7 protein-coding genes are annotated in these 13,562 nt (G+C 69.5%); 2 read left to right on the top strand and 5 right to left on the bottom strand.

Features of this window, described 5'->3' with window-relative positions; all coding sequences use genetic code 11:
- Positions 1–22 precede the first annotated feature (22 nt).
- From ACFYPC_RS27830 to ACFYPC_RS27810, 5 genes are all read right to left on the bottom strand, one after another.
- The gene (locus ACFYPC_RS27830) at positions 23–853 is read right to left on the bottom strand and encodes an aldo/keto reductase (RefSeq protein ID WP_388681504.1); all 831 of its coding nucleotides are present in this window, start codon (positions 851–853) and stop codon (positions 23–25) included.
- Positions 854–944: 91 nt separating this feature from the next.
- Positions 945–2,447: a CoA transferase gene (locus ACFYPC_RS27825; protein WP_388681502.1), complete on the bottom strand. Its 1,503-nt coding sequence runs from the start codon at positions 2,445–2,447 to the stop codon at positions 945–947.
- A 115-nt stretch (positions 2,448–2,562) separates the two neighbouring features.
- Positions 2,563–3,525, bottom strand: a complete 963-nt coding sequence (locus tag ACFYPC_RS27820) for a 3-hydroxyacyl-CoA dehydrogenase NAD-binding domain-containing protein (protein WP_388681500.1) — start codon at positions 3,523–3,525, stop codon at positions 2,563–2,565.
- A 101-nt stretch (positions 3,526–3,626) separates the two neighbouring features.
- Entirely contained in the window at positions 3,627–4,361 is a 735-nt protein-coding gene (locus ACFYPC_RS27815; protein WP_388681498.1) for an acetoacetate decarboxylase, read from the bottom strand.
- Between the two features lie 183 nt (positions 4,362–4,544).
- Entirely contained in the window at positions 4,545–5,546 is a 1,002-nt protein-coding gene (locus ACFYPC_RS27810; RefSeq protein WP_388681496.1) for a helix-turn-helix domain-containing protein, read from the bottom strand.
- 162 nt (positions 5,547–5,708) lie between these two features.
- Here ACFYPC_RS27810 and ACFYPC_RS27805 point away from each other — a divergent pair, with 162 nt between their 5' ends.
- The gene (locus tag ACFYPC_RS27805) at positions 5,709–9,971 is read left to right on the top strand and encodes a hypothetical protein (protein ID WP_388681493.1); all 4,263 of its coding nucleotides are present in this window, start codon (positions 5,709–5,711) and stop codon (positions 9,969–9,971) included.
- A 302-nt stretch (positions 9,972–10,273) separates the two neighbouring features.
- Positions 10,274–13,543, top strand: a complete 3,270-nt coding sequence (locus ACFYPC_RS27800; protein ID WP_388681490.1) for a S8 family serine peptidase — start codon at positions 10,274–10,276, stop codon at positions 13,541–13,543.
- Positions 13,544–13,562 lie beyond the last annotated feature (19 nt).

Raw genomic sequence — 13,562 nt, 5'->3', positions numbered from 1 at the left:
CGCCTCCCCGGGCGGTGCGGGATCAGAACTCTTCGTGCACCTCGGGGTCTCCGCCGATACGCCGCGAGGGTTGGTCGGAGACGGCAGCCAGCTCGGCGGCTGTCAGCTCGAAGCCGAAGATGTCGAGGTTCTCGCGCCGGCGACCGGGGTCCGCGGACTTGGGAATGGGGACCGCGCCGAGCTGCGTGTGCCACCGCAGCACGACCTGGCCCGGCGTCACGCCATGGGCCTCGGCGACCCTCACGACGGCGGCGGTGTCCAGCAGGCCGGTGCCTCGGCCCAAGGGGCTCCAGCTCTCCGTGACGATGCCCTTGTCGGCGTGAAAGGCCCGCAACTCCTCCTGGGGGAAGAAGGGATGCAGTTCGACCTGGTTCACGGAGGGCAGGACACCGGTCTCCTCCTCCAGCCGCGTGATGTGTTCCGGGGTGAAGTTCGAGACGCCGATGGAGCGGACCAGGCCCTCCGCGCGGAGTTTGACCATCGCCTTCCAGGACTCCACGTACTTGCCGACGCGGGGCAGCGGCCAGTGGATCAGATAGAGGTCCACGTATTCCAGACCGAGACGGCCGCGGGACTCCTCGAAGGACGCGAGGGTCTCCTCGTACCCGTGATGCCTGCCGGGCAGCTTCGTCGTGACGACGATCTCCTCGCGAGGGATGTCGCTGCGGGCGACGCCGCGCCCGGTACCGGTCTCGTTGCGGTAGTTGGTGGCCGTGTCGACGAGGCGGTAGCCGAGATTCAGTGCCTCGGCGACGGCTTGCTCCGCCTGCGCGTCGTCCATCGGATAGGTGCCCAGGCCGAGGGCGGGGATCTTCGAACCGTCGTTGAGCTTGTGCGAGGGGACGCTGATCACGGAAGGGCCTTCCCATGTTGCCGGTGAAAGCGGGGTGTTGATGCGCTGAGGAAGTGGACGGGCGCCGACAGCGGCCGGGCCGGTGGTCCGGTCAGGGCTGTGGCAGCCAGGTGGGGGCGCCGCTGCCGCGGGGGACCAGGACCGTCCGGAAGCGGCCCGGGGTGGCGGACATGACGACCTGGTCGGCGACGCCGGTGTACTGGCCGCAGGGGGTCTGGGCGGTGAACTGCTCGGGGGCGAGGTAGGCGTGGGCTGAGTCGGGGCCGCCGGTGCCGGCTACTTCGTGGGCGTACGCGCGGTCGAAGACACCGAGGCTGAGGATCCAGGCGGACACCCGGCTGAGACTGAGGCTGACCCGGTAGCTGCCACCCTGGGTGGCCCGGAGGATCAGGGCACGGATGATTCCGGTGGTGGCCAGCCAGGACAGCACATAGTCGTTGACGACGCCGATGGGCGGCAGCGCCGGGCGCCCCTCGGTTCCCTCCCGGAGCATGACTCCGCTGACGCAGCCGGCGGTCTGGTCGAAGCCCACGCGGTCGGCCCAGGGTCCGCTGTCACCGTGCAGGCTGACGGTCGCGTAGACGAGGCCGGGACGTACCGCCACGGCTTCCTCGGGGGAGAGGCCGATCTTCTCCAGGAAGCCGGGCCGGCGATTGGCGTAGAAGACGTCGGCCTCGCGCAGGAGATCGCGGATCCGGCTCTGCCCTTCGGGGGAGTACGGATCGACAGTGGCCGACCGGGCTCCGACGTTCGCGGAGTAGTAGGTGACGTCGTTCTCCCACTCGGTGGGACGCCACAGGTTCAGGACGTCCGCGCCGTGCTGGGCGAGGTCGCGGCCGATACCCGCGCCCGCGATGACGTGTCCCATACCCAGCGCTCGCAGACCGTCAAGGGGCTGGGAAACGCCCGGCGGCAGGGGCTCGGGCTCGCTGTCGCCGATTTTCTCGATCTTGATCAGTGGCTCGTGGGCGAGGTGATTCCTGTACTGCAGTTCGGCGAGAAACTCCTCGGTCGTGCGCAGCATCGGCATCACGACACCGGCGTCCGTGCCGGCCGTTTCCAGTTCGGCCGCGTCCCAGGTACTGATGGCCTTCGCGACGGCGGATTCGTCCGGGTAGGTCCCCAGCAGCCGGAGCGTGGCGTCCTTGATCTTCGGATACAGGTTGAGCGGCATGACCCAGCGCTCGTCGCGGGTCTCGTAGAACCGCAGGCTGAAAGGGTTGTCGGGGTCATGCGGCCGGCCAGGACTGAAACCGTTGAGCTTCTCCCACTTCTTGTCGTAGAAGGGGCACAGGCGATGCGGGGCCTTACGCAGGTCCATGGTGATGTCCTGCCCTCCACCGCCGCGGTGCCGCCACATCGACGCGAGGGCCACGGACTTGGCGGTCATGCCCAGCGCCGGGACTGCTCCCAGACGGAGGGTGGAGGGGACGATCGGGTCGGCTCCCAGGAAGGTGATCGCGCCACCGCTGTCCTTGGCCCGCATTCCGATGTCGGCCAGGACGTCGTGCAGGGCGTGGTGGATGTCGAAGTCGTCGTCGCCGGTGAGGGGGTGGGCTACGGCCTGGGAGATCTTTTCGGTGAGTGGGTTCATGGTGGGGGGCTTTCTCCACAGGGGGGAAGGGGGGAGGCCGAGCCGCGCAGGGCTGCGCCCGCTGGATGTCCTGTGCCAGGGGTGCCCTGGGCTGTGCCCGATGCTGGATCGCGTTCTACGCCTCGTGCGCGCCGGGGGTCTCGGCGAGGGCACGCATCAGGAGGACCTGCCTGCGGTCGCGTTCGGCGGCCAGCTCGTCGATCCCGGCGCCGAAGTTCCGCGCTTGTTCGCTCAGGGTCGCCACGGTGGCGTCGTCGAAGGCGACGTGCTCCTGAGCCATCTGGTCCCAGCGCTTCTCCATGCCGGGGCCCAAATGCGTGACGAAGTGCTCCAGGCCGCCTTGTCCTCCGCCGAGGTGGAACGTCTGGAAGGGCCCCGCGACCGCCCAGCGCAGGCCGATGGAGGAGGTGACGATGGCGTCCAGCTCCTGTTCGGTGACGACTCCGTCGGCGACCAGCTGGACACATTCCCGGAAGAGTGCCGATTGCAGGCGGTTTGCCACGAAGCCGGGAACCTCCTTGCGGAGCACCTGGGGGCTTTTGCCCAGTGCCGTGTAGAAGGCACGGGCGCGCTCGACCGTCTCCTCGCTGGTGAGCTCACAGGGCACGATCTCCACGAGCGGTACCAGATGCGGCGGGTTGAAGGGGTGGCCCACCACCAGACGTTCCGGCCGGCGCAGCACGGTGGCGATGTCGGTGGCCGGGATGCCGGAGGTGGAGGTGGCGAACAGGGCGCCCGCCGGCGCGTTCTCCTCGATCGTTCGCCACATCTGCTGCTTGACGTTCAGCCGTTCGGGGCCGTTCTCCTGTACGAGGTCGGCCTCGCGCACGGCGATGGCCAGGTCGGGTTCGAACCCGAGGCGCTCGGTGAGGTCCGCCGTCTCCAGCCCCAGGCCCTGGAGTACGGGCACAGTGCCGTCGATCAGTTCGCGCACCTGGTTGTCGATGCCGGGCTGTGGGTCGCTGAGGGTGACCTCCAGGCCGTGGGCGAGAAACAGTGCGGCCCAGGAGGCGCCGATCACGCCTCCGCCGACGACCGTGACGCGGCGGATTCCGGCGGCGTCGGTGGATTCAGTCATGGCGGGGTCCTCTCTGAGGAAGGGACGGTCATACGGGTGCGGTTCTGAGGAAGGGACGGTCATACGGGTGCGGCTGACCCGGAACGCGAGGGCTACGCGGCTCAGGCGAGGTAGTCGTGGACGACTTCCGCGCGGCCAAGGGTGAGGTCGGCGAGGATGTGGCTGGCGGAGACGACTTCGAGTACGGGCAGGTCGGACAGCGGTGCGAGTGCGTGGGCGAAGAGTTCCAGGCGTGCCGGCCCTGTCCAGGCGCCCTTGATGGTCACGTCGGAGATCTGGGCGCGGACCAGTTCGCAGATGCGGGGACTGCCGTCGTAGTCCGGCAGCTTCTTCAGCATGAACGTCGGCAGGGTGACTTCGTCGCGGGCCTGGGAGGGGTCCAGAAGACGGTGCTTGTAGCCCATGGTGGCGGTGGCGACGCGCAGGCTTCCGTAGTCGAGGGTGCCGACCAGGGTGTCGGAGTCGACGTACAGCCGCGGCGCACCCAGTTTCTTGGGGAAGGCGCTGATCTCACGTCCGCTGGCGATGGCCGGGAAGCTGTCGACGTACATCGCCAGGCTGTACTCGCCGCGCTCGCCTTCGTGCTCGACCGCCACGACCTGGCCGGACTCGGTGTAGTCGCCAAGACCCGTCACGTCGGGCATGCGCATGACCTCGAAGCGAACCAGGGGTTCGGGAACACGCAGTGGTTCCGGTACGACGGCACTGAGCGCCTGTGGGTCGGTGCGGTAAGTGATGTTGAGGTACTCGCGGTTGGTGAACCGGTAAGGACCCGTCGGGAAGGCAGGGGCGTTCAGGGGAGTGGTCGGAGACCGCACGACGTCGTCCGCGCGCATACAGGATCGCCTTTCTTTCTCTTCTCAGCTGCCAGGAACTCTCTGCCGGACCGGATCCCACTAGTTGCTATATACAACTTGTTGTTAGGTGCAACGGTAAATCGCAGTGACGTATTCCTGCAAAATCCATACTGACGTCTGGAGGCAGTCGGCGCTCAGGGGAGCCGGGGCGGATCCGGGCGGTCACAGCCAGCCGCGGCGGGCCGCGGTCAGGCTGGCCTGGAAGCGTGTCGAGGCGCCGAGTTCGCTCATCAGCCGGTGAATCCGCCGCTGGGTGGTGCGTTCGCTCCAGCCCTGCGAGCGGGCGATGGCCGCGTCGGTGAGGCCGGAGGCGAGCAGAGCCAGCAGGGAGCGGGTGTCCGGATCCGGCTGGACGGGAACGGCTCCGGGCTGCTGAGTGACGTTGTCGGCAGGAGGTTCGCCCGCGTGCGGCAGGGCGACGGCGCGCTCCCACTCGGCTTCGAACAGGGACTCCAACGCCACGAGCATGGGGGACTGGTGGATGAGATAGGCCGCCGACTGGCCGCCGACCGCGAGGCTGAAGGGAATGATGGCCGCCTGGCTGTCGCTGATCACCAGCTTCAGTGGCAACTCGGGCCGGACCCGGGCTTTTTCGCCGGCTCTGATGCTGGGTGCTATGTCGTTGTGCATCCTGCCCGGCCAGGCCACCGCCTCGCGGTCGTAGATCACCCGGTGCGCCACACCGTGCCGTTGGCGCTCGATCTGCCGGTCGAGGCCGCTCCCCGGGCGGTCGACGTAGGGCGGCCGGTCGAAAGCGCGCAGTTGGTGCCGGGCGTCAGCCGTCAGCCGCCCCACCGCGGAGCTGATGTCGTCGTGCTCGGTGAGCAGTTCCACGGCCATCTCGGGGTGCGCGATCCGGGCGGCCTCCCGGTAGGTCTCCATCAACTGGTGCACCAGTGATCGCGCTTCGTCGAGGCGGTGCTGCTGCTCGTCGATCAGCGCGGTGACCGCGACGTCGGGGGCGGTGGCGGAGAAGCGGGGCGGCCGTCCGGTGGTCCGGGTCGCGAGGCCCTCCTTGACCAGCACCGACAGCAGCCGTCCGGCGCCGGCCGGAGACAGTTCGCACGTCTCCGCCAGTTCGGAGGCGGTGCAGCGCGGATGCTCCACCAGGGCGGTGTAGACGTGCTCTATTTCCTCCGTAAGTCCCAGCACGTTAAATCTCATGAACCCTCCGCCGTGCACGTGGCGACTGTCCGCCACCCGGCGTATTTCGGCCACCAAGATTGCCTTGCGTCACTTCCGACTCCGTTGACATCTTCCATCAGTAAGAAGGCGGCCTGTCGCCTACCCCCGTATGCGGCAGCGCGTCCCGCCAGGCAGCCTGCCGTGCTGAACCGGAAAGGCCTGCCCGTGCTCCAAGCGCATGCCCGCCACAGACGGCACACCGCCGCGGCTCTCGCCCTCGCGGCATTGGCCACCGCCGTCGTCACCGGCGCGGCGTCAGCGGCCCCGTCGCCCGACGGAGCGCCCGTCGCTTCCCCCGCGCCCTCCGGTCCCGAGCAACCGACCATCGGCAGGACACCGTTGGACGGTGCTTCCAAGGGCGCCGCCGAGCCGCCTGCGCAACGCCAGGGAGTGGTGCCGGGCCAGGTGCTGGTCACCCTGGACCCGGACACCTCCGTCACCGGGGCCGCCCTCTCCGGCAAGGCCCAGCGCCGGCTGGACGCCCATGCGCCGCAGACCAGCGACAAAGCGCTGGACACCAAGCTCCACGCGGTCGGTGCCACCTCTCTGCAGCCGCTGCTGCCCTCGCTGTCCGCGGCCGACACCGGCTCCCTGACCGCGGCCGCACGCGGCCAACTGGGCGCAGAGGCACCCGACTTGTCGCGTACCTACGTGGTCAAGGTCAAGGAGCAGGACTCCACGGCCGTCGCCGGTGACCTGCAAGGCACGTCCGGAGTCGCGTACGCAGAGCCCAACCGCTACGTGAACACCATGAACGCCGGAGCGCAGCCGCTGCCCGCCTCGGCCGGTGCCGCCAAGGCTCCCGTGACACCGCCCGGCGCTGCGAGCGCTTCCGCGCCGACACGTGACGCTGCGAATCCCCCCGCGCCGATACACGACGCCGGGGGCGACCCCGCCGCCCTGCCGTCGAACTACGCCGTGTCCTCCTCCGCCCAGGCGTTCCTCAACGCAGGGGGAGTCAACGCGATGGGCGCCTTCTCCACTCTCCAGGACGGCTACGGCCAACTGCCCGGCACCGGCCAGACCATCACCAACGTGTCCATCGGCGACCTCACCGACCAGTCGATGGCGGACGCCGGGGACAGCTACGTCAAGAGCAACGGCCCGACCACGGTTCTGAAGGACGGGCAGCGGTACCTCGATCTGCCCTCGATGCCGTTGATCCCCACCTACGTGGCCGGTAGCGACGGCACCCTCGACCCCTCCGGCTCGACAAAGAACCAGGATCCCTCGCTCGGCGAGGTGCTCCTCGACTTCGGCGTCATGGCCCCGCTGCCTCATGACCAGCAGCGCGAGGACGCCGTCGGCAGCGGGTACACCGACCTGCTCGGCATAGCCCCGGGGGCCGACTACCGACTGGTCGTCCCCCAGGAGCCGACGATCGAGCAGATAGCCGGCGCGCTGCTGGCCGCCGCCCACCAGTCGCCCCGCCCCGACGTCATCACCGCGAGCCTCGGCTTCGGCACGGACTCGGTCGGATTCCCGGGCCGCTACCTGGAGGACGACCCCTTCGTCCGCTCCGTGGTCGCCTCGATCGTCCAGAAGGACGGCATCGTGGTGTCCATCTCCTCGAACGACGGCACCCGGCTCTACACCCCCGCCGCGGTCGGCCCCGACGGCGGCAGTACCCCCACCGACACGGCCCCGAACGCCCGCTCCGCCACCACCATCGACGACGTCGCGCTGACCACCACCCCGTCCAAGGTGCCCGACACCGGCGCCATCGCCGCGGGCGGCACGACCCTGGACGACACCCTCGCCGTACCGGCGAACGCCGACAGCCCCTACGCAGCCACCGGCACCTTCGCCGAGACCAGGATCAGCGGCTTCGGCACCTTCGCCTCCGGCTTCGGCAGCCGGGTGGACCTGTCCGCCCCCAGCGACAACCTCATCGCCTTCCAGCACAAGGGAGGCGGCAGCGCGCAGGCCGTCACCGCGGTGTTCAACGGCGGTACGTCGGCGTCCGCGCCCGAGATAGCCGCAGCCGCCGCGGTCGTCCTCCAGGCCGGCCGGCTTGCCGGGCGCGACCTGAGCCCCCAGCAGGTGCGGGACCTGTTGGAGAAGACCGGCCGCGCGGTCGAGAGCCCGCCGCAGATCGACCGGACGCTGCACGTCGGACCGCAGATCGACGTGACCGCCGCGACCGAGAAGGCGCTGGGCAGGAAGCTCAAGAGTGACGGGCCCGCGGTCGTACGGTTCTCCGTCGCCCACCGGGTCACCGTGGGCGCGCTCGGCGGCACTTTCCTGGAGACCACCGACCAGAACCGTATCGACCTCGGTGACATGGCCTCAGGCGGCACCGGCGAGGGACTGGTCGGCCCGGTGACCTTCGCCGCCGACGTCACCGGCCTTCCGCAGGACGCCAAGCCCCGGTACACGCTCACCGTCGCCGGAGACAATCCGGTCACCTTCTCCTCCGACACCCCGGCGATCCGGGTGACGCCTCGCCAGTTGCTGTCGGCGGCAGGGCTGCCGGTCGTCTCCACCACCGACCGCGACATCGAGCTCACCTTCAAGGTGCTGATCGGCGGCAGAACGCAGGCCACCGTGCACCGCACCCTGGCCATCGGCCCGAGCGACGGCCGGTACCTCCAGTCCACCGCGCCGCTCGCCCCCGCCACCGCCCAGGCCGGGAAGGCGGTCACCGTCTCCTACGACCTCACCGGCGTCACCACGGCGACCGCCCCCGAACTCGTCGTGTCCACCGTCGGCCACTGGAACCCGGTCCTCGGTCCGGTCTTCTCCGCCGGCTGGCACCAGACGCTGACCGCGACCACGGGCACCGTCACCATCCCCGCGGACGCCTTCAAGGGCGGCGGCGGAATCTACGGCATCGGCATCGCCCTGTCCGGCTTCGGCGGCAACCCCAGTCTCATGAAGTACGGCGAGTTCGCCCCGATCCGGATAGCCGGCGGCACCGCCGCCACCCGGCCGGACGCGCCGACCATCGCCGCGTCCGCGACCGACAGCACGTACGGACACACCGCCGAAGTCACCCGAACCGACCCCGACTTCCGCCTCCGCTACGACGTCCGCAGCGTCCCCGGCGCCAAGTCCGCGATCGTCGAGTTCTCCGCCCCGGCCCCGACACTGTTCGGTTCGCTGAACACCTTCAGCAACGCCAACGGCTCGGCGCTGGACGACGACGGAGTGAACTCGCCCTCCACCGCAAGCAAGAAGCTGTCCGCCACCTCTGGCACCGTCCCTCTCGACGCGTTGTCGCTGGGTCTGAGCACCTCCGCGACGTACAGCGTGCGGGTGCTCGCCCTCGACAGCCAGCAGCGGGTCATCGGGCAGGCATCCTCCGTCTCCAACCTGGCCGTTGACGACGGCCTCGCGCCCGACGGCAGTACGGTGCTGAGCTTCAGTGCCGCCGGCAAGGACTCCATCGCCGCTCTGCGTACCGCCGCCGGCGGTACCGAAGTGCGGCACTACTCCACCTCTACCGGCTCTTATGGAGCCGTACTGACCTCCGACTCCGGAAGCGGTTCGGACTACCAGGTGATCGGCGTCGCCCCGGGCACGAACCGGGTGCTCCTGGGGCATGTGAGCGAGGCCGGCGGTGATGTCCGGCTGGAGACCTGGAACACGGCGACCGACACACTTGTCGCCAAGTCGACCCTGCGGGCCTCTGAGTACCTGGTGGTCTCCGGACGGGTCGACGCCCAGCGCGACCGGGCCGCCGTACTGCTGCGCGCCAAGGTGGGCAACACCGACTCGGTGCTCCCGGTCGACCTGGCCACCGGCACCACCGGTGACCTGATCCAGGCCGACAACAACGGCAAGATTCCGACCGGTACGTACAGCCTGCTGGACATCGACCAGTCCACCGGTGATGTGTTCCTGGGCAAGATCGCCACGAACATCATCTGCCTGGGCGGCGTCGCCCCGGCCCGGGTGGACCTCGACACCGGAACCGTGACCACGGCGGAGTCCGTCTCGGCCTGCGGCCACGGCATCGCCTCGGACGGCGCGGGCACCCTCTACAGCGCGTCCGCCGTCGCGGTCAGCACCAAGGTCGCGCCGACGGCCACCCTCACCGCGTACGACGAGGGCAGCCAGACGACCGGTGACGCCTTCGCGTTGCGCAAGGGCACGCCCGTGTCGCTCGCCGTGGACGGCATGCACCACATCGCCCTGGTGTCGTTCGCGGCCCCGGAGGGCACCGTGTACTTCGGTTCCCAGCAGGGCGTCGTCTCCGACAACAACGCGACCAGCCAGACAGCGGTCGTCGACCTCACCACAGGAGAGGTGATCCGTACCCTGAACGGCCTGAGCGTCACAGGCTGGGGCGGTCTCCTCCTGCACGGCGTGCAGGACCCGTCGATCCAGCTCGATTCGACCACCCGCACCGCCTGGACCTACGGTCCGAACGGCAGCCAGATCCAGCAGTTCTCCTACTGATGACCTGTTGACCGCCACCTCATCCGCAGGGGCGGACAAAGGCCGGGGAGTTGTCGCACATGGTGTGACAACTCCCCGGCCCTCGCCGGCTTCCTCGCGTGTCTAGGTCGATATGTCTCCGTGTCTTTGCTGTGAAAGGGAGTTGAACTCGCCCGTCACCCCATCACCTCACGGGACAGTGGTCCCATTGACGAGCCCCTGACAGAATGCTGAAGCCTGTAAGGCTGAACTTCATCGGTTCTCTGCTGACCCCACCAAAGACAGGGACAACAGTGCTGCGAGCAAGACGTAAGAGTTCTTCCATGACCGCCATAGCCGGGGCGTTGACGCTTGCGGCGGCCATGACGACGGGGCTCACCATCGCACCACCGGCCGCCGCGGACGGCGGGAGTACGGCGGTCGCCAAAGCCACGACCGCCGGCCGGACAGTCACGCTGATCACCGGCGACCAGGTACTGCTCGGCCAGGACGGAACGGTCGAGGGAGTCACCCCGGCCAAGGGACGCGATGCTGTCCCCATCCAGACCATCGAGAGCGACGGGCACACCTATGTGATCCCCGCCGATGCCGAACCCCTCATCTCCACCGGGAAACTGGACCGGGAGCTGTTCGACGCGGCCGAGTTGGGCCGCTCCGAGTACGCCGACCTGGCGGGTGGCGGATCCCCCGTGATCGTCGAGTACTCCAGGCAGGACCCGGCCGCTCGCACGAGCCTGCACGCGCAGACCAGTACGCCCGTCCGGGAGCTCGACGCGGTGGACGGCGAGGCACTTGTGCTGCGCCCGCAGGAGACGGCCAAGGCATGGTCGTCGCTCACCGACACCTCGGGCGGGATGAGCGAACTGGCGCCGGGAGTGGCCTCCATCAGCCTCGACAAGGTGGTCGAGGCCGCACTGGACGTGAGCGTGCCGCAGATCGGCGCGCCGGAGGTGTGGAAAGCGGGCTACGACGGTACCGGCGTCAAGATCGCCATCCTCGACACGGGTATCGACACGACTCACCCCGACGTGGCCGGCAAGGTCGTCGCCCAGCAGAACTTCACCACCGACGCGGACGCCCAGGACCACCATGGGCACGGCACGCACGTCGCCTCGACCGCTGCCGGGACCGGCGCGGCCTCAGGCGGCAGTTACCGGGGAGTGGCGCCGGGCGCCGAACTGCTCAACGGCAAGGTGCTCAACTCCACCGGTTCGGGCCTCACCTCCGACATCGTTGCCGGCATGCAGTGGGCAGTCGAGCAGGGCGCCGACGTCGTGAACATGTCCCTGGGCGGCTCCGACAGCCTGGGGACCGACCCGCTCGAAGAGGCCGTCAACGCACTGTCCGACCAGGCGTTGTTCGTGATCGCCGCGGGCAACTCCGGCCCCGCGGCGACCACCCTCGGGACGCCCGGCGTCGCCGAGTCCGCGCTGACCGTCGGCGCCGTGGACAAGCAGAACGCCCTCGCGTCCTTCTCCTCCCGTGGGCCGCGCCTGGAAGACGGGGGCGTCAAGCCCGATGTCACAGCGCCCGGCGTGAACATCACCGCCGCCTCGGCCGCCGGCACCATGCCCAACTCCCCCCACCCCAGCCCGGAGTACGTGACGATCAGCGGCACCTCCATGGCCACCCCGCACGTCGCAGGTGCGGCGGCCCTCCTCGCCCAGCAGCACCCGGACTGGAGCGGACAGCAGATCAAGTCGGCGCTGGTCGGCTCGACCGTGCCGGGCGACTACAGCGCGTACGAGCAGGGCACCGGCCGGGTCGACCTGGTCCGCGCGACCGGGCAGACCGTCGTGGCGGAGCCCACCTCGCTGAACTTCGGTGCCGTGGCATGGCCGCACACCGACGACGAGCCGCTGACCAGGACGATCACCTATCGCAATGACGGTGACCAGGCGGTGACCCTGGACCTGGCCGCCACCGGCACGAGCCCGAACGGTACCGCCGCACCCGAGGGGTTCTTCACGCTCAGCGCCGCACAGGTCACCGTGCCCGCAGGCGGCACGGCCGGCGTCGGCGTGAGTGCGGACACCCGGATCGGTGGCGAGGCCACCGGCGCGTACAGCATCACGGTGACGGCCACCGGCGGTGACCAGACCGTGCGCAGCGTCGGCGGCCTGGACCGAGCGGCGGAGACGCACGACGTCACCTTCAAGGCCACGGCCCGGGACGGCTCGGCGCCCGGCGTCTGGGACTGGGCCGGCTACCTGGTCGGCATCGGAAACGACGCCTTCGAACTGGTCCGGGGAGCGGACGGCACGGGGACGGTACGCGTGCCCGCGGGCGACTACACGGTCGTGGGCAAGAACTTCGCGAGGGGCGGCACCGGCGGTTCGGGCCTGGATTACCTCATCGCGCCGAAGCTGACGGTCGATCACGACATGACCATCGAGATCGATGCCCGACAGGCGCAGCCGCTCGACGTGTCAGTACCGGACGCCAAGGCCGTCGGCTTCACCTCGTTCATGGCCACCACCGTCAAGGAGGATGGGGCCACGACGAGCACCACTGTCGGTCTGACGGCGAACCCGGCGAGCACGCGTACCGCCCAGATCGGCGGCCCTCTGCCGCCGGGCGAGGTGACCTCTCACCTCCTGTCGCACTGGTACAACGGCGACACCGAGTACCACATCGCCGACACCCTTGAGGATGCCTTCTACACCGGCCACACGCAGCATGTGACCTGGGACGACCTGGCCGAGCTGACGCTGCGGCAAGGAGCCTCGGTCGCCGGGGCCCTGGGGGTGAACTGGACCTCCACGCCTGATATCGCGTTCGGCGCGGTGGGGTTCTATTCCAACCTGCCGAACACCAGGACGGTGTACCTGCAGGGCGGTTATCGCTGGGGCGAGTTCTCCCAGCAGGTCTCGCCCACCAACGGCACCGTCCAGGCGGCGTACCGGCTCCCTGACAAGACGTACGCCGGCGCCGGCACTCACACCGCCACCGTCAACACCGGCGTCTTCGGCCCGGTGCTCGGAGAGGGCCTGGGACTGGTCCGGGACGGTGACACCCTCACCGGCAGCATCGTGCCCTTCGCCGACGGCGAGGGCCACAGCGGAGGAAGCGTGTACGACACGGCGTCGACCACGGTCTATCGCAACGGTAAGGAGTACGCGACGGCGGACGGCGTGCTGGACGCGGCCGCCTTCCAACTGCCCGCGGACAAAGCGCGATACCGCGTGGTGACCACCGTCGAGCGAGCCGAGACCGGGGTCGCGTCGGTCAGTTCGACGGTCACCTGGCAGGCCGAGTTCACCTCGGGCCACACTGCTTCAGCCGTCGCGCTGCCGACGAGCGTGGTCCGCTACACCCCGGAACTCGACCTCGACTCCACGGGCACCGCCGGTGCCAGGCAGTCGGTGCCGGTCACCGTGCAGGGCTCGGCCGCCGGACGCGGTCTGGGGGCACTGCAGGTGTCCGTCTCCTACGACGGCGGCGGGACCTGGCGCCCGCTCGTCGTCCGGCAAGGCACGGTGACGGTGGACAACCCGGCCGCGGGAGGCTCGGTCTCCTTCCGCGCCCGGCTGACGGACCGCAAGGGCAACACCTTCGCTCAGACGATCATTGACGCCTACCGCACGAAGTGATTCCTCATGCCCGCACGGC

The sequence above is a fragment of the Streptomyces sp. NPDC005808 genome (genome assembly GCF_042871385.1).
Classification (GTDB): domain Bacteria; phylum Actinomycetota; class Actinomycetes; order Streptomycetales; family Streptomycetaceae; genus Streptomyces.
Note: the sequence above shows the minus strand (reverse complement) of the source record. Positions and strands in the feature narration are given on the sequence as shown.